17 protein-coding genes are annotated in these 16,816 nt (G+C 44.4%); all 17 read left to right on the top strand.

Going from position 1 to position 16,816, the window contains the following annotated elements; genetic code table 11:
• The first annotated feature begins 36 nt into the window (after window positions 1-36).
• The 17 genes from NSB25_RS04570 to NSB25_RS04650 all read left to right on the top strand — a co-directional run bounded on the left by NSB25_RS04570 (window position 37) and on the right by NSB25_RS04650 (window position 16,727).
• Window positions 37-654, top strand: coding sequence for a helix-turn-helix domain-containing protein (locus NSB25_RS04570; RefSeq protein ID WP_103238267.1), 618 nt, complete (start codon window positions 37-39; stop codon window positions 652-654).
• 21 nt (window positions 655-675) lie between these two features.
• Window positions 676-1,236: a Type 1 glutamine amidotransferase-like domain-containing protein gene (locus tag NSB25_RS04575; RefSeq protein ID WP_103238268.1), complete on the top strand. Its 561-nt coding sequence runs from the start codon at window positions 676-678 to the stop codon at window positions 1,234-1,236.
• A gap of 517 nt (window positions 1,237-1,753) precedes the next feature.
• Window positions 1,754-2,002: a helix-turn-helix domain-containing protein gene (locus tag NSB25_RS04580; RefSeq protein ID WP_103238269.1), complete on the top strand. Its 249-nt coding sequence runs from the start codon at window positions 1,754-1,756 to the stop codon at window positions 2,000-2,002.
• Between the two features lie 70 nt (window positions 2,003-2,072).
• Window positions 2,073-3,155, top strand: coding sequence for an LCP family protein (locus NSB25_RS04585; RefSeq protein ID WP_172454952.1), 1,083 nt, complete (start codon window positions 2,073-2,075; stop codon window positions 3,153-3,155).
• Between the two features lie 108 nt (window positions 3,156-3,263).
• Complete coding sequence (gene srtB / locus NSB25_RS04590; protein ID WP_103238271.1) at window positions 3,264-4,178, top strand: class B sortase; 915 nt, start codon at window positions 3,264-3,266, stop codon at window positions 4,176-4,178.
• Between the two features lie 74 nt (window positions 4,179-4,252).
• Window positions 4,253-4,837: a hypothetical protein gene (locus NSB25_RS04595; protein WP_103238272.1), complete on the top strand. Its 585-nt coding sequence runs from the start codon at window positions 4,253-4,255 to the stop codon at window positions 4,835-4,837.
• A 293-nt stretch (window positions 4,838-5,130) separates the two neighbouring features.
• Window positions 5,131-6,633: a sugar transferase gene (locus NSB25_RS04600; protein ID WP_103238273.1), complete on the top strand. Its 1,503-nt coding sequence runs from the start codon at window positions 5,131-5,133 to the stop codon at window positions 6,631-6,633.
• Between the two features lie 44 nt (window positions 6,634-6,677).
• Window positions 6,678-7,427, top strand: a complete 750-nt coding sequence (locus NSB25_RS04605; protein ID WP_103238274.1) for a hypothetical protein — start codon at window positions 6,678-6,680, stop codon at window positions 7,425-7,427.
• Between the two features lie 26 nt (window positions 7,428-7,453).
• Window positions 7,454-8,236 (top strand): WecB/TagA/CpsF family glycosyltransferase, encoded by a 783-nt coding sequence (locus NSB25_RS04610; RefSeq protein WP_242982293.1) that lies wholly within the window; start codon window positions 7,454-7,456, stop codon window positions 8,234-8,236.
• A 41-nt stretch (window positions 8,237-8,277) separates the two neighbouring features.
• The gene (locus tag NSB25_RS04615; RefSeq protein ID WP_146039975.1) at window positions 8,278-9,447 is read left to right on the top strand and encodes a hypothetical protein; all 1,170 of its coding nucleotides are present in this window, start codon (window positions 8,278-8,280) and stop codon (window positions 9,445-9,447) included.
• The gene (gene rfaE2 / locus NSB25_RS04620) at window positions 9,431-10,864 is read left to right on the top strand and encodes a D-glycero-beta-D-manno-heptose 1-phosphate adenylyltransferase (RefSeq protein ID WP_103238276.1); all 1,434 of its coding nucleotides are present in this window, start codon (window positions 9,431-9,433) and stop codon (window positions 10,862-10,864) included. Before NSB25_RS04615 ends, rfaE2 begins: the two co-directional genes overlap by 17 nt.
• Before the next feature lie 15 nt (window positions 10,865-10,879).
• The gene (locus NSB25_RS04625) at window positions 10,880-11,458 is read left to right on the top strand and encodes a D-sedoheptulose-7-phosphate isomerase (protein WP_103238277.1); all 579 of its coding nucleotides are present in this window, start codon (window positions 10,880-10,882) and stop codon (window positions 11,456-11,458) included.
• 19 nt (window positions 11,459-11,477) lie between these two features.
• The gene (locus NSB25_RS04630) at window positions 11,478-12,071 is read left to right on the top strand and encodes a D-glycero-alpha-D-manno-heptose-1,7-bisphosphate 7-phosphatase (RefSeq protein WP_103238467.1); all 594 of its coding nucleotides are present in this window, start codon (window positions 11,478-11,480) and stop codon (window positions 12,069-12,071) included.
• Window positions 12,072-12,079: 8 nt separating this feature from the next.
• Entirely contained in the window at window positions 12,080-13,327 is a 1,248-nt protein-coding gene (locus NSB25_RS04635) for a glycosyltransferase family 9 protein (protein WP_103238278.1), read from the top strand.
• A complete protein-coding gene (locus NSB25_RS04640; protein ID WP_103238279.1) occupies window positions 13,328-14,290 on the top strand; it encodes a glycosyltransferase family protein in 963 nt (320 codons plus the stop codon).
• Between the two features lie 58 nt (window positions 14,291-14,348).
• Window positions 14,349-15,218, top strand: coding sequence for an alpha-1,2-fucosyltransferase (locus NSB25_RS04645; RefSeq protein ID WP_103238280.1), 870 nt, complete (start codon window positions 14,349-14,351; stop codon window positions 15,216-15,218).
• A 399-nt stretch (window positions 15,219-15,617) separates the two neighbouring features.
• Window positions 15,618-16,727, top strand: coding sequence for a DegT/DnrJ/EryC1/StrS family aminotransferase (locus NSB25_RS04650; RefSeq protein WP_103238468.1), 1,110 nt, complete (start codon window positions 15,618-15,620; stop codon window positions 16,725-16,727).
• Window positions 16,728-16,816: the final 89 nt, after the last annotated feature.

Genomic DNA, 16,816 nt, shown 5'->3' on the forward strand with positions numbered 1-16,816 from the left:
CCTGTATAATACAGATGAATCAAAGGAGACACGACAATGAAATTATCGGAAAAAATTATAGAACTCAGAAAAGCAAACGGAATGACACAAGAAGAACTTGCATCCATATGTAATGTCAGCAGACAATCCATATCGAAATGGGAAGCAGACATTGCATTGCCGGAGACAGAAAAACTGTTGATGCTGGGAGAAACCTTTCAGGTATCCATGGATATCTTACTGAAGGATGAATTGACGTTAAGCGAGGTGAAAGAAGTTCATCTCTGCGGTAATAATGCCATTCAAAAAAAGAAACGAGAATTGTATGATGGAATATTAATCAAAGAAAGTATAGCGGATGACAGCATTATTGATTATCTTAACATTCATAAAGTCGAATTGTGGAATACCGGCGGGAAACCGAAATATTGGACCGCATTGTTTTTTACAAGTGACAGGAGAGATTTCCCGGAACTGATTTCAAAAGTCATGCTGTCTGAAACTGATACAAACAGGAATTGGTTTGTTGATTTTAAGGCAGGGAATGTAAAATACATTGTATTTAAGGACAGGATATTAAAATATCAAATTGGAAATCGGACGGAAAAAGAATATGTGTGCAATGAGTGCAGGAAATCAGGCATTTTAAATGAGCAGATGAACTGGCCGGAATGACTGGCCGGAATAGGAGGGAACATGAGAGTATTGTTGACGTCAGCGGGTTTGGAAACGGAAGAAATTAAAGGGTGCTTTGTGGATATGGCAGGGAAGGATATGTCTGATGTAAAAGCCTTATTCATCCCTACAGCGGCAATAGATCCGGACGCAATAGAAGTTTTGCCGAAATGTATGAACGATCTGTTAAAATGCGGTGTCTCAGGTGAAAATATTGACGTATTTGACCTGCATACCGGAATGGAGCCTGAGAAGCTGCAGCAATATGATGTGGTATATTTATGCGGCGGAAATACACGGTATTTGCTGGAAAGAATCAATGCCACAGGATTTCATGAATCTTTGATGGCGTATATCAATGACAATGGCCTGGTAATAGGGGTAAGTGCCGGAAGTATCATTTTTGCCAATAATTTAGAGAATAATCTGGGGCTGGCAGACACAAAATTAGACGTTCATTGTATCACGGGAGAAAGCAGAGGCAAAATGGCGTATCCGTTAAAAAAGAATGTTAAACTTACAAATACATGCGCGCTTGTCATACGGGATTTTCCGGATGGGGTGGAAATCATTGGAGAATAGGAAGAGGGCAATGAACAGCGCTACCCAATAAAAGCAAAATAAATCCCGGTTTTATGGAGGATTGAAAACAAGTGCAGTTGATTTGAAAAAAAGTTCGCCTTAGTGACATGTAAGGCGAACTTTTTTTCATAACTTTGTTTATTTTATACCTTTCAGCAGCACATTGCAAGCAAAATCTGATTTTTTTCTTTTTTTGGCAGTTTTTCTGTTTTTACAGAAGACGTATCATTTTTTACAGCATATCGCATAAACAGAGACTGTATACAATCATAAAGGCATCAGTAGTTCTGTCTGATGAATCTTTGAAATACATTTTTCGAGTATTTTATTCTGCTATATTCCAACCTCTTCGCAGGAATTCCAGGTTTTTTATAAGTTCAGATACTGTTTCCACAGCCAAATGTGCAGAAAAGTTCGCCTTACATGTCACTAAGGCGAACTCTTTGAACGCATAAAGAAGAAAAAAACTGCAAGTTTATGCAAGGCAGTTGTTGTACCATTTGAAAGGGGAAAGGCATTGATCGATTATCAGCCCTTCTGGGAGACACTGAAAAAATCAGAAGAATCTACATATACGCTGATAACCAGGCACAGAGTTTCCAGCGCCACAGTGGACAGGCTCAGGAAAAACAGGCCCATGAATACCACCACGCTGAACGATCTGTGCGGGATACTGAAGTGCGCTCTGGAGGATGTGGTGCGGTATGTGCCGGATGAAGAGGGAACGGAGAGAGGACTGACAGGAAAAAACGGAGGATACAGCTGACAGGGATACCAACCGATTCAGGAGGCAGGGAGTTACAGGCAGAATGACCGGGAAAAGGAGGCGAGTCCGGATGAGAGAAAAAGTAAAAAAAGAAAAACGGGTTCGGAACATCCTGGTGAAAGGAGCGCTGGGACTGGTAGTGTTTATCTTCACAGGAACAGTGCTGTTCCTGGCGTTGCAGATTTCCGGGAAAAACAGGCTCTACGGCAGTGCGGACAGCGGGGAGATGATTGCGGCCTTAAGTGTCATGGCAGAGGAGATGGGGGGCACGGCAGAGGAAGAAGGAGAAGCATGGCAGCAAGGAGACATCCGCTATAACGGAATTCATTACCGCTACAATGAAGACATCCTGACTTTTCTCTTTCTGGGAATTGACAAGATGGATGAGGTAAAGGAAGTAAAGAGCACATCGGACGGAGGACAGTCGGACGCCGTTTTTCTGTTGGTGCTTAATCCCCATAGCAGGGAGATTTCTGTGATCGGCATCCCACGGGATACCATGACGGAAGTAGAAATGTATGATGTAAACGGCGCATACTGGGGGACAGAGAAAGCCCAGCTGGCCATACAGCACGGCTATGGGGACGGAGCTCAGCTCAGCTGTGAGAGGAGTGTGAAGGCAGTGTCCCGCCTGTTCTATGGCCTGCCCATCCACGGGTACTGTGCCATAAACATGGGGGCAATTCCCCTGATCAACGACGCGGTGGGAGGAATCGAAGTGACTGCGTTGGAGCGCATGGATTTTAAGGGCTTCAGGGTCCGGGAAGGGGAGAAGATTCTTCTGATGGGAATGGATGCCTACTATTATTTACATAACAGAGATATAACCAGCTTCAACAGCGCGGGAAGGCGGCTGGAGCGGCAGAAGCAGTATCTGAAGGCTTACGCTTCGGCGGCCATAGATAGGGTGAAAGAGGACATTACCTTTCCGGTGACATTGTACAATACTCTGAGCAGATACATGGTAACGGACATTACGGTGGACGAGATCAGCTATCTGGCCATGCAGGCGTCAGGCTATGGATTTTCGGAAGAAAATCTGCATTCCCTGAGGGGAGCGACTGTGCAGGGAGAGGTGTATGAGGAGTTCTATCCGGACGAACAGGCATTGTATGAGCTGATCCTGGAGGTGTTTTACGAGGAAGTGGAATGAGAGATGCTGAGAAAAGCACCCGGGATAGACAGGGGATAAGAGAAATCCGGACTGTGCCTGCAGAGAAAAGGGCGGAAGCGGAAAGAAGAGACGGAGAATGTGAAGAATATGAAAATGAACAGGAAAGAGCTGATTATAAAGCTGATTTTAAGTCTGGCAGGCCTGGTGGCAGTGTTTTTGCTGGGGAAAGGAGTCAGCCGGCTGATGTACGGCAGCGCCGGGGAGTCCGGAGAAGTGCAGGGACAGACAGGCGAAGGTCTGCCGCCGGCGAAGGCGGCCCTGACAGAGGAGGAGCTGGAAGCGTTGTTCCGTTCCGCCAAAGAGAGCGCCACGGCATCCGCCGCAGAAGAAGGAAAAGAAGCAGAAGGCACAGGCAATAAGCCGGAGGAAGAAGGAGAAGGCGGAACGGATGCACAGAAGAAAGCGGAGGAAGATACTCCGGAGGGCGGGGAGATTGATTTTGATTACCTGAAGACACTGAATGAAGATATCTATGCCTGGATTACAGTTCCCGGTACCATTATTGATTATCCTGTATTGCAGCATCCCACAGATGATACCTATTACCTGCACCATAACCTGGACGGCTCCTACGGATATCCCGGCTGCATTTACACGGAAAGTCTGAATGCAAAGGATTTTACAGATCCGAACACGGTGATCTATGGGCATAACATGAAGGCGGGAACCATGTTTGCCCAGCTGCACGAATTTGAAGACAGGGACTTTTTTGATGCCAACAGGGAGGTGCTTGTTGTTCTGCCGGAAAAAACGCTGCGCTATAAGATTTTTGCGGCTTATGTGTATGACGACAGGCATCTTCTTTACAGCTTTGATTTTTCAGATAAGGAAGTTTACGCTTCTTATCTGAAGTCCATCTATGACATCCGGGACATGAGCGCAAATATTGATAAGGGCATTACAGTGACGGAGGAAAATAAGATCATCACCCTTGTGACCTGCATGGCAGGGGAGGCTAACGCGGAGAAGCGGCTGTTGGTGCAGGCAGTGCTGGAAGAATAAATGGTATTAATACCGGGAAACCGGTATCAATATATAGAAACCAAACAAAAACTTCAGAAGGAGGACAGTGTCCAATGAAAAAATTATATGCATTATTAGTGGCCGGCGTTATGACCGTGGCAATGGCCATGCCTGTGCTGGCCAGCGGCAGTGTGACAACGCCGTCGAAACCTGCAGGCCAGGTGCCGGTCAGCGAAAGCTATTCTTCCGACGCGAAGGGTGCCACGGATCTTGGCTCCACAATCGGATTGGGAGCGGCCAATACAAGCGCCAAAGCGATTGAGAACAAGGCTGTGGCAGAGGAAGTGGTGAATGTGACTTCCAACGCACAGGTTCTGAGAGATCTGGGTGTATCTGCAAACGCAAAGTTAAAGGCAATGATTGACGTAAGCTATTCCGGAACCATTCCGGCAGGCGGCGTACAGATTCCCTTTGACGTAAGCGGCATCGCAAAGAAAGGCGATCTGGTATATATTCTTCACAGAAAAGATTCCGTAGCCGGCAAGCCCTGGGAAGTAGTTGGCCAGGCTGTTCTGGGCGACAATCTGTCTGTAACCGGAACCTTTACTTCATTCTCCCCCGTGGCATTCATGGTGGTGGATTCTGCCCAGGCTGCTGCAGCAACCGGCGTAAAGGCTCCTAAGACCGGCGAGTTCTAAGAGCGGATAAAACCGGCAGAAAACGGATGCCGGTAAAAAAATTCAGTCATGCATGATCTGAAATCGTAATCTCCGTTTGGTTTCTATTTGAGGGGGATGCCAGTCATCCCCTTTCACAAAGGCTGTCTGTGGGGGAGTGTACAAAACAGAGGAAGTTGTGCATTGCCGCAGGGGCAGTGGGAAAGGCAGGCTGCAGGGGGCATTCGGAAAGCCGAAGCAGAGCAGAAGGATTCAGAGAGAAAAAGTGTCTGAAAGGTCAAAGCATGGGCAGAACAGACAAAGGGAGTTGAATTATGTACAGGAAGAGGGCGGGAGGATGGCTGAAACACTTTGATTTTATCCTGCTTGATGTGCTGTGCCTGCAGGCAGCCTTCATGCTGGCCTATGCGGTGCGGATGGGCCCGTCCAGTCCCTATGGGGACGGGGAATACAGAGGGATAGGGATTGTGCTTTTGCTGGCGGCGGTGGCAGCGGCCCTTTTATCAGGTACTTTCAGCGGGGTGCTGAGGAGGGGATTTTATGAGGAATTTACGATGACGCTGCGCCATGCCTGTCTGGTGGAAGTCATTGGGGTTCTGTACCTGTTTACGGCCCAGAAAAGCGTGGGCGGCGCCCGGTTTGTGATTTATCTCACAGGGATTCTCTATATATGCACGGGATACTTTTCCAGGCTTTTGTGGAAGGCGCTGCTGCTTAAGCGGAAGGCGGCGGAGGGAGAGAGACGTTCTCTGCTGGTGGTGACGGAATCCGGGATGGTGCAGGAGGTGCTGGCAGATCTGCGGTCTCAGGAGACGGAGCAATTTAACATCACAGGGATTGCACTTCTGGACAGGAAGAGGAAAGCAGATGCCGTGAGGGAGGCGAAAGAATGGATTTATGACCTGCCTGTGAAGAGAGAACAGGAAGACATAGAAGTGGTGGCAGGTGCAGAGGATATCATAGAGGCGGTATGCCGCAGCTGGGTGGATGAGGCGCTGATAGCGCTGCCCCGGAGCGTTCCCTATCCGGAGGAGCTGGTGGAAAAGCTGGCAGGAATGGGAGTAGTTGTTCATGTCAGCGTCTTCCGGGCGGGAAGTGAAACGGGGATGCGGCAGTTTGTGGATCATCTGGGAGAGTATACGGTACTGACCACCAGCATCAGTTATGCCACGCCGCTGCAGCAGTTCGTGAAGCGTGCCATGGATATCGCAGGAGGGATTGTGGGCTGTGTGATGACGGCGGTGCTGTTCCTTTTTCTGGCGCCGGCCATCCTGGCTGCATCTCCGGGTCCTGTGTTTTTTACCCAGGAAAGAGTGGGGAGAAATGGAAAGAAATTTAAGATCTATAAATTCCGCAGCATGTATGTAGATGCGGAGAAGCGCAAGAAGGAGCTGCTGGAGAAGAACCGTCACGGGGACGGGCTGATGTTCAAGCTGGAGGGGGATCCCCGGATTATCGGATGTAAGGTGCGTCCTGACGGCAGGGTGAAAAAGGGGCTGGGGAATTTTATGAGAGACTACAGCCTGGATGAGTTCCCGCAGTTTTTCAACGTATTAAAGGGGGATATGAGCCTGGTGGGGACCAGGCCTCCCACGGTGGACGAATGGGAGAGGTATGAGCCGCATCACAGGGCAAGGCTTGCGGTGCGGCCGGGAATTACGGGGTTGTGGCAGGTCAGCGGCCGGAGTAAGATCACGGACTTCGAGGAAGTGGTCAGGCTGGACACGAAGTACATCACAGAGTGGAGTATGGGGATGGATTTGCGGATTCTGTTTCGGACTGTGGGGGCAGTTCTGGGACGAGACGGAGCCATGTGAAAGGTCATTGTAAAGGTGAGTGCCGGCAGTAAAGGGAGATTAAAATGGAGTATTGTTACGGACATGAACGCGAAATCAGGACAAAGGATTTATTGATCTATATTCTATATAAATGGCGTTCTATTTTGTTGACAGCAATGGCAGGCTGTGTATTAGCCGGTATCTATACAGTGTGGAATATTTCAGCAACTGCTTCAAATGATACAGAGAATTTATGGCAAAAGCTGTGGAATGGACAAAATGCAGTCCTTAAAAAATGGGTGTTCATAGGTTTTGCAGCCGGTATTCTTGTAAGCATGTTTTACCATGCAATGGGTTATACAAGCAGTGATAAAATTCGTGGAGAGCGGGAACTTAAGGAGCGGTATGGGTATCATTTGCTGGGCGTATTCCACCACAGGAAAAAAAGGTGTTTCTTATCCTGTATTGATCGACAGCTGGAAAAATGGGAGGGATATTCAAAGGATATTTCAGAAGAAGAAACATATAGGATCATTGCTGCAAACATAACAAACCTGGCAGGAGACGGAGGTCTGCTTCTGGTGACGGGCACTGTCGATATTGAGAGATTACAGGAATTTTCAAGCATAATCTTAACACAGTTAAATGAAAATATTCTGCTGGTGACAGGATCTGATATGAGTGAAAATGCAGATACATTGGAGGCACTGGCGGAATGTGATGCTGTAATCTTAGTAGAGGAAAGAAATAAATCATCAAGGGTAAAAATTCAAAGAGAGCAGGACAGTATAGAAGCATTCGGCAAAAATGTAATGGGATACGTTCTGTTGTAAGGAATGCGGAGAAAGCAATAGATATTATGGAAAATATGTGCACACAGTCAATACATAAGATTGATAAATCTCTGATCCCTGTCTGCAATATCATGGGTGTGAACATAGCAGCGATAGATATGGAATGGCTGATTGATTTTACAATACAAAATATTAGAAATCTGGATGGAGATTATTGTTGTGTGGCAAATGTGCATACTACTGTGACAGCATGGAAAGATAAGGAATATTGTGAGATACAAAATAAGAGTGTCATAGCGATTCCTGATGGAGGCCCCCTTTCTTCCATAGGGAGGAAAAGAGGGTTCAGAAATATGAAGCGGACAACCGGGCCGGATTACATGGAAGAAATTTTTAAGATATCGGTTCAAGAGGGATACAGACATTTCTTTTACGGGGCAGAGGAGGAAACACTTAAAAAGCTGAGAGAGGAAATTGAGAATAAGTACCCGGGAATACAGATTGTCGGAACGTACAGCCCGCCTTTCCGGCCGCTGTCAAGGGAGGAAGATTTCGAGATTGTGAATAAAATAAATGACAGCTGTCCGGACTTTTTGTGGGTAGGATTGGGAGCACCAAAGCAGGAAAGATGGATGGCTGAACATAAAGGGAAAATACGGGGGTTTATGGTAGGCGTGGGGGCCGGATTTGATTACTTTGCGGGGAATATCAGAAGAGCTCCCATGTGGATGCAGAAACATAACATGGAATGGGCCTATCGGCTGATGCAGGAACCTGGGAGATTGTTTGGAAGGTACCTGCATACAAATATGAGCTTTATCTGGAATGCATGGTTGAAGGGAAGATAGGATATTCTGGAAGTAAGCTTTCTGAAGGGAAGATAGATTGTATGCCGGATATAAAAATGTGGAACGAAAAGGGAAGAGATGATTTTCAGAATAACAATTTCTTTTTTTGTGTTTTTTTCTTTCTGATGGTCTGTGCGAAAGGGACAGGCCTGGACAGCAGTGACTCTGTTTATTTTTTAATGGCTATTATTTCTATTCCCTTTTGGGTGCTATACGTTACTTCACTTAGCTGGAGTCCCGCCACACTGAGATATGCAATGACGATATTTGCCATTGCCTGTATTACGACTCTTATTACAAAAAAGACGGGGATCATGCTTTCTGTGATGGCAATGATTGCCGTGAAGGATATGGAACGTGAAAGGCTGATGCGGTGGATCCTGAAATTATGGGCCTGTTGTATGGCAATGGTATTTCTTTGTGTACGATGCGGAATCATTCCGGATAAAGTAGTAAGTGAAAACGGAAAAATCTGGCACGGGATGGGCTATGGGACAGGCAACATATTCCATGCTTCCGCAGTAATATTGATAATTCTGTATATGTATTATAGAAAAGAGAAAATATCATATGCTGAGCTTTTCCTGCTGTGCCTGACAAATCTGTTTGTATATCAATATTCTGCCAGCAGAACCGGCTTGATCATCGGAAGTTTTTCTGTTGTACTTGACACGGTATTAAAGCTTTTTCGAAAGAGAGAGGGCTTTATGAAATGGATGATGTTTGGGTTGACGGCAGGAATGATTTTAGTGTTTTCCTTCAGCTTTCTGCTGCCTGTAATGTACAACGGGGACTGGGGAAGCAATAGTTTGGCAAGTGTGCTGAATCGGGCGTTAACAGGAAGGATTCAACATGGGAAAACGGTTTTTCTGTCGGATCCGATTACTGTGTTTGGTAATCCCAATGAATTGAGTGCCTTTCTTGACAATTCCTATATGTTTTTATTAATGAAATATGGGATTGCTGTGACGCTTATGATTGGTACGATATATGTCCTGGCAGTCAAAAGCATGATTCATAGGAAAGATATTTATGGAATTTATGCAGTTTCGTTATTTGTTATTTATGGCTTTACGGAGCAGTTTTTTGTGAATAGTTTTATGAATTATTCTTTACTGCTTGTAGGAAACGAGATAATGAATATTGTATTGAGAGGGCAGGGGCAGGCATATAGTCTCCAGGAGAGAAGGACAGATGTACAATTTGAATAACATAGAAAAGAAAAGTATATTGGTCATCGGGGACGTTATGCTTGACGTTTACTACAATGGTGAGGTAAAGCGTATCTCTCCGGAAGCGCCGGTTCCTGTATTTCGAAAACATTCAGAGCGCTGCACGGCAGGCGGCGCTGCAAATGTGGCTGTGAATCTGGCGGCTGCGGATCAGAAGGTTTCCATATTGACAATCCTCGGAAAAGACAATGCAGGAGAAAAAATAAAAGAGCTTTTCAGTATAAATGGTATCAATACGGATCTGGTACTTGAATTCAATCGGGATACGACAGTGAAAACCAGATTTCTGGCAAGTAATAATCAGCAGGTCATGCGGCTTGATGTGGAAGATACAAAGCTGCTGAGTCATGAAGAAGCAGGAACAGTGCTGAATTTATTAAAAGAAAAAATACAGGCATATGAGCTGATAGTGGTATCGGATTATATGAAAGGTCTATTGAGCCGCCAGGTGATGCAGGGAATCCTGTCCATGGCAAGAGAGGTGGCAGTCCCTGTCATTGTGGATGTGAAGGATCCGGAGGCGGAAAAATATAAAGGTGCTTACCTGTTGAAGCCAAATCTGAATGAGCTGAAGCAAATGACAGGTATGAGGATAGAAAGTGAAGAAGAAATTGCAGAGGCTTCGGAGATTCTGCGGAGGAGATGCGGATGCGAATATGTGCTGACTACCTGTGGGGCAAAGGGCATGGTATTGGTGGGCGATGGGGAAGGACCGTATTTCGTTAAGGCCAGGGGCAGAGAAGTCTTCGATGTGACGGGAGCCGGAGATACTGCAATTGCTTATCTGGCTGCGTGTATGGCAAATAAGATGCATATCAGAGAGGCCGTTTCTATCGCAAACTGTGCTTCCGGACTGCAGGTTGCCAAAATCGGGACATCTTCCGTATGTTGGAGTGAAGTCCGGGCATATCTGACAGAAGATAAGGCGGGTACAACATATAAGAGAATAGAAGGAGCAACTGTCCGAAGTTTTCGCAGAAACCATCCTGACGAAAAAATTGTTTTTACAAATGGATGTTTTGATATCTTACATACAGGGCATATTCGGTATCTACGGGAGGCCGCAAAGCTGGGAGATATTCTGGTAGTGGGATTAAACAGTGATGCATCGGTAAAACGGCTGAAGGGACCGGACAGGCCTGTAAACCCACTTGAGGATCGAGAGGAGCTTCTCTGTGCGCTGGAATTCGTAGATTATGTTGTGGCTTTTGAGGAGGACACGCCATATCAGCTGATTGAAATGATTCAACCGGATATCCTGACAAAAGGCGGAGATTATGCACCGGATGAAGTAGTTGGAAAGGATATCGTGGAAGGGCGGGGAGGAAGACTGGTACTGATTCCTTTTGTGGATGGAAAGTCTACTTCCAATATGATTCAAAGGATTAGAAGTTGATGAGAGAGGGAAATTATGCATGAGCTGATTCGGAACCGGATACAGGACAGCATCAATATCAAAAGGGCTGTTTTATCGGATGACATTTTTCTGGAGACGATATCTGCGCTGGCGAATGAGATTATCTGCTCCATGAAAGAAGGAAGGAAACTGATTTTATGCGGGAATGGCGGTTCTGCATCTGATGCGCTGCATTTTGCAGGGGAAATCACAGGCCGTTTTCAAAGGGAGAGGCGTGCCTGGCCGGTAGTTGTACTGAACGCAGATGTGGCTACGATGACGGCTATTGCCAACGATTACGGTTATGAGAAAGTATTTGCAAGGCAGGCGGAAGGACACGTATCCAAAGGGGATGTATTCATTGGCATCAGTACGAGCGGGAATTCGGAAAATGTGTATCAGGCCGTTTTGACAGCAAAAAGACTGGGGGCGAAAACCGCGGCACTTCTGGGAGGTGATGGTGGGAAGACAGGAAAGGAAGTGGACTATCCTGCCATTGTTCCATGCGGAATTGCGGCAAGGGTTCAGGAAAGTCATATTATGCTGATTCATATTTTATGTGAGCTGATTGAGGATGGCCTTTTGGGAATATAGGCAGGTTATTGTGGAGAATATGGAGAAAGCTGTTTTTCTGGACAGGGATGGAACTATCAATGTGGAAAGGAATTATTTATACAGACAGGAAGATTTTGCATTTCTGCCGGGGGTACTGGAGGGGCTCAGGTTATTGCAGAAGGACGGATTCCGACTGATTATAGTAACGAACCAGTCGGGCATCGGCAGGGGGTATTACAGCGAAGCAGATTTTCTGAAACTTACAGATTGGATGGTAGAAGTGCTGGCGTCACAGGATATTACTATTTCCAGGGTATATTATTGTCCGCATCTTCCGGATGCGGAGAACATTCGATACCGAAAGGCGTGCAACTGCAGGAAACCGGCACTGGGAATGTTCCGGCAGGCAGTAACTGATTTCAATATTAATTTACATGCAAGCTATGCTGTAGGAGACCGGATGAGGGATTGCAGCATTTGTCTGGAGACGGATTGTAAGGGGTACCTGATCGGACAGTCGGAAGAGCAGGATATTGTGGAAAGGGTAAAGGCGGGTGAATATAAACGGATTGCCTATAAAGAAAATCTGTATGAATGTGCTCTGGATATTTGTATGAATACGCTGCAGATACCTGGAGGGGAGAGAAAGTAAAAAGGTGAATGGTTTCTGTTTACCTGGAATGGGGATATCTGATGATTGGAAAATTAAAAAGATGGTTTTCCATTTGGAAAGTGCAGTTTCAGCTGCAGAATATCGAAAATAGAAAATGTGGAGCGCAGGATGGAATCTTGCTTATCAAGCTGGATGCGATAGGGGATTTTATCATATGGCTGGATAGTGCAAAAGAGTATCGGAAATTGTTCCCCCAAAAAAAGATATCTTTGATGTGTAATGAGATTTGCAGACCGATTGCGGAAAATACCGGATATTTTGATAAGATTCTTGCTGTGGATATGAAAAAGCTGGAAACAGACAGGGGTTATTTCCAGCAAATGACAGACGGATTGAAGAAATTATCTTTTGATATGTTGATACAGACTGAGTATTCCCGCACTCTGCATATGGATATGCTTGCGGCTTCCATATCGGCGAGAGAAAAAGTCGGATATGAATGTGACGAATCCCGTTTAAATTTGAGCCGGCGTTTATTGTTTCACAGGAACAGGAAGAGAGTGGACAGCATCTATGACCGGATGATTCCGGCGGATAGTCTGACCAAAATGGAATTGAAGCGCAATGCAGATTTTTTACGGGGACTTGGCCTTACAGATTTCAAGTCAGCGACTCCGAGATTGCAGGTGATGGAAGAGAAGAGGGCACTTGTCCCAAAAGAACCTTATTTTGTGATTTTTCCTGGAGGAAGCTCGAGAATTAAGTCCTGGCGAACAGAGCGTTTTTCCGAAATTATAGACTATATCCTGGATAAGACGGAATGGAGTGCATATATTTGTGGCTCGCAGGGGGAAAAGGAACTGTATGAACAGATAGTACGACATGGCAACAGGAAAGAGAAAATCATAAATTATTGCGGGAAGACAGATTTGCCGGAGCTGGCAGAGGTAGTGCGGAATGCCAGGCTGGTAATCAGCAATGACACAAGCGGTATTCATTATGCCGCAGCCACAGGGACGAAAGCAGTCTGCATCATGGGTGATCAGTCATATGGAAGGTTTCTGCCGTACGATGCGGATGTCAACAACGATTGCATAGTGGCCTGTGATGCCGGATTGGGGTGCAGAGGATGTGTGCATAAAGGGATGACATTGAGATGTGTTTTGTATCTGCTGAGAAAGGGATGTTATCTGTGTGTGGATTCGGTGGATGTGGAGCGGGTGAAGCGTGCGGTGGATAAAATGATTAACAGGAAAATTTATACTATGAGTATATTCCCAGAAAGGAAAAACTGAATGGAGACACAAGTAGAGCCAGGCGTTCAGAATGTAATTTGTGCGCCTGTTGCTATTGCAACACTTAATAGATATTTGCATTTGAAAGCGTGTATAGATTCTTTAGCGGCAAATAAATTAGCCCCATATACTGAAATATTTATTTCATTAGATTTTCCTCCCACACCTAAATATGAATCAGGATATCGCCAGGTAAAGGCTTATCTTGAAGCAGGAATACAGGGATTTAAGCAGGTTCATGTTTTTTATCAAAATGAAAATCTAGGACCTGGCGGTAACGGAAGATTTCTTATGAGAAAGATTGAAGAAAGGTTTGACAAATATATTAGCACAGAAGATGATAATATTTTTTCTCAAAACTTTTTGGAATATATGAATTGGGCTTTGAAAAGATACGAAGATAATGAAGATATTATTGGTGTTACAGGATATTCACAAGATGTTTGTTGGCATCATACGGGATCGTCAGTTCAAATTTTAAATAATGAATATAATGCATGGGGCTCTGGTATATGGATTCATAAAAGAAATAAATTAATTTCAATATTTGAAGCGGGTTATATGGATAGTGCAGTTAGGAAAAAATCTTTTTTTATAAAACTTTTAACGAAACGACCGGATTTGATACCGGAGTGGTTGCGCCTAATAAGGGGAAAAGAGACTGTAACAAGAAGGAATGGGAAAATTATTCTATGCGATGTTACATTGACTATGTATATGTTGCTTGAAAACAAATATTCAATCATGCCTACTGTTACTAAGGTCAATAACAAGGGCTGGGATGGTTCCGGCCTCAATTGCAGTGAATTTGATTATGATCAACCTGAGATGGATAGTTCGAGAGATTGGCTTCCTTTAGAGAAAGATATTATTTTTGATGCCAGCTCCAATGCCAGGATATTAAAGAAGTATTTTTGTAAAATTAAAATAAAACGGCTGAAAAATAGAATCTGCAAAAAATAGTTTCTGTGGATGAACGGTAAACAATTACAATCTTTAAATATATGGAAGGGGGAATGAGATGGTAATTGTAAGAGTACAGGGTGGACTGGGAAATCAAATGTTTCAATATGGATTCGCAAAATACCAAGAGCTCAGCAATGAAGAAGTGTATTTGGATATAACTGATTATCAAACACATATTCACCATTATGGATTTGAACTGGAAAAGGTATTTTCTAATCTGACATATAAGACAATTGATGGAGAAAGGCTCAATAAAGTGAGAGCTAATCCTAATATGCTTTTGAATCGGATGTTGAATAAGGTCCTCAATATACAAATTGTGAGAGGCTCGGAATTTAGGGAGCAACCGGCTGTATCAGTCTCAAAGAGATACACTTACAACAAGGACATTTATTTTAATGGCTTTTGGGCTAATAATGAGTATGTAGATGCAGTAAAAGATACTCTCAAAAAAGATTTTACGTTTAAATATATTTTAGAGGGAAGAAACAGGGAACTGATGGATTTCCTGCAGGGAAAAATAAGCGTTGGTGTTCATGTGCGCAGAGGAGACTATTTGCAGGAAAAAGAGCTAAGAGATGTGTGTGATCCTGACTATTACAGAAAAGCCTTCGAGATTTTTATGAAAAGAGATGTGAAAACAGTTTTTATTATCTTTTCTGATGATATCCCATGGGTAAGGAAGAATTTTCATTTTTCAAAAAATATGGTCTTTGTGGACTGGAACAGTGGAGGGGAAAAAAGCCACGTCGATATGCAGATGATGAGTCTGTGCAATCACAATATTATTGCCAACAGTACTTTCAGTTGGTGGGGAGCATGGTTGAATGCAAACAAGGATAAGTGCGTAGTCGCACCGAGGTATTGGAGAAACAACAGTAAAAACGAAAGTCTGATATATCCTAAAAATTGGATGCTACTGTAATTATGGGTGAGACACATACGAGGAATTCTGCGAGAAACATAATATGCGGCGTTTAGATAAAGTCAGCGCAATTATATTCCCTTTATTGTAAGAACGATTAGGTCTCTATCAGTCCATATTACAGGGAATCAACCTTATTGAATTGGGCTTGCCAGTGCTATCTCTGTAGCATTATATCGACCGATTGCAGAAGATGGCTATACGCAGCCAGGGGTGATCTTGTTTCCGATTGTTTTAACTATTTCCATTGTGATTTGAATCACTGTATTTATATAGAACAGCTGAATGTGGAAGAGAGATTAAAGGCTTTAAGTATTGCTCTGCTGCATTGTATTTGTCAGGATTCTGGATGCAATATACGCGATTGATTCAGCAATGGAGTGGCTTGAAGGAGGTATTATGGAGGAAAGAATTTTGGTAACTCGTTCGTCTATGCCGAAATTAGAGGAATACATAAACGAGATAGAAGAACTTTGGGACTCACATTGGTTGACTAATATGGGAGTCAAGCACAAGGCATTTCAGCGGGAATTAAGGAAATATCTGGGTGTGGATGGAATCGAGTTGCTGACTAACGGCCACATGGCTTTAGAACTTACTCTGCAGGCCATGAATTTGCAGGGAGAGGTGATTACAACGCCGTTTACCTTTGCATCTACTACCCATGCCATTGTGCGTAACGGACTGGAGCCAGTATTCTGTGATATTGATCCTGTTACGTATACCATGGACGTAGAAAAGCTGGAGAGCCTTATCACGGACCGTACGTGCGCTATCATGCCGGTTCATGTATATGGTAATGTCTGTAATGTGGAGGAGATTGAGAGAATTGCTTGTAAATATGAACTGAAGGTGATATATGACGCGGCCCATGCTTTTGGTGAGATATACAAAGACCATGGGATTGGTAGTTTTGGCGATGCTTCCTGTTTTAGTTTTCATGCTACCAAAGTATTTAACAGTATTGAGGGAGGAGCGGTCTGTTTTCGGGATGGGCACCTGGGGAATGCACTGTACGAACTGAAAAATTTTGGCATTCATGGTCCGGAGGAAATCAGCGCAGTGGGGGCGAATGCGAAGATGAATGAATTCTGTGCCGCTATGGGGTTGTGTAATTTGAGGCATGTGAATGAGGAGATTGCCAAGAGAAAATTGATTGCAGAACGCTATCGAGAGCATTTGGAAGGGATAGAGGGCCTGCTGTTGAACAGGGAACAGATGAACGTGGTCTCTAACTATGCATATTTCCCTGTTGTGTTTGAAGAGAAGGCATTTGGAGCGAGTCGTGCAGAGGTATTTGACAGGTTGGCAGAACAAGGTATTGTGGCCAGGAAATACTTCTATCCTTTGACGAGTACCTTTTCCTGCTTCCATAAGAAATATGATGTGGACAGGACACCTGTGGCAATGCATATCAGTAAAAGAGTGCTGACATTGCCATTGTATGCGGACCTGAGTATGGAGGAAGCTGACAGGATATGCAGGATAGTTTTAAGCTGCAAAGTGTAGACAAAAAGATACTTTTGGATAGAGAAGATGACATATTGAGGAATTATTAGATAGAATTGAGCTTTCTTTAAGTTTGGTGGAAAACGGTT

The sequence above is a fragment of the Acetatifactor muris genome (genome assembly GCF_024623325.1).
Classification (GTDB): domain Bacteria; phylum Bacillota; class Clostridia; order Lachnospirales; family Lachnospiraceae; genus Acetatifactor; species Acetatifactor muris.

Bases quoted from the DNA above. Each gene is read 5' to 3' on its own strand.
- NSB25_RS04570 (WP_103238267.1), top strand. From the start codon at position 37: ATGAAATTATCGGAAAAAATTATAGAACTCAGAAAAGCAAACGGAATG.
- NSB25_RS04575 (WP_103238268.1), top strand. From the start codon at position 676: ATGAGAGTATTGTTGACGTCAGCGGGTTTGGAAACGGAAGAAATTAAA.
- NSB25_RS04585 (WP_172454952.1), top strand. From the start codon at position 2,073: ATGAGAGAAAAAGTAAAAAAAGAAAAACGGGTTCGGAACATCCTGGTG.
- srtB (WP_103238271.1), top strand. From the start codon at position 3,264: ATGAAAATGAACAGGAAAGAGCTGATTATAAAGCTGATTTTAAGTCTG.
- NSB25_RS04595 (WP_103238272.1), top strand. From the start codon at position 4,253: ATGAAAAAATTATATGCATTATTAGTGGCCGGCGTTATGACCGTGGCA.
- NSB25_RS04600 (WP_103238273.1), top strand. From the start codon at position 5,131: ATGTACAGGAAGAGGGCGGGAGGATGGCTGAAACACTTTGATTTTATC.
- NSB25_RS04605 (WP_103238274.1), top strand. From the start codon at position 6,678: ATGGAGTATTGTTACGGACATGAACGCGAAATCAGGACAAAGGATTTA.
- NSB25_RS04610 (WP_242982293.1), top strand. From the start codon at position 7,454: ATGGAAAATATGTGCACACAGTCAATACATAAGATTGATAAATCTCTG.
- NSB25_RS04615 (WP_146039975.1), top strand. From the start codon at position 8,278: ATGCCGGATATAAAAATGTGGAACGAAAAGGGAAGAGATGATTTTCAG.
- rfaE2 (WP_103238276.1), top strand. From the start codon at position 9,431: ATGTACAATTTGAATAACATAGAAAAGAAAAGTATATTGGTCATCGGG.
- NSB25_RS04625 (WP_103238277.1), top strand. From the start codon at position 10,880: ATGCATGAGCTGATTCGGAACCGGATACAGGACAGCATCAATATCAAA.
- NSB25_RS04630 (WP_103238467.1), top strand. From the start codon at position 11,478: ATGGAGAAAGCTGTTTTTCTGGACAGGGATGGAACTATCAATGTGGAA.
- NSB25_RS04635 (WP_103238278.1), top strand. From the start codon at position 12,080: ATGGTTTCTGTTTACCTGGAATGGGGATATCTGATGATTGGAAAATTA.
- NSB25_RS04640 (WP_103238279.1), top strand. From the start codon at position 13,328: ATGGAGACACAAGTAGAGCCAGGCGTTCAGAATGTAATTTGTGCGCCT.
- NSB25_RS04645 (WP_103238280.1), top strand. From the start codon at position 14,349: ATGGTAATTGTAAGAGTACAGGGTGGACTGGGAAATCAAATGTTTCAA.
- NSB25_RS04650 (WP_103238468.1), top strand. From the start codon at position 15,618: ATGGAGGAAAGAATTTTGGTAACTCGTTCGTCTATGCCGAAATTAGAG.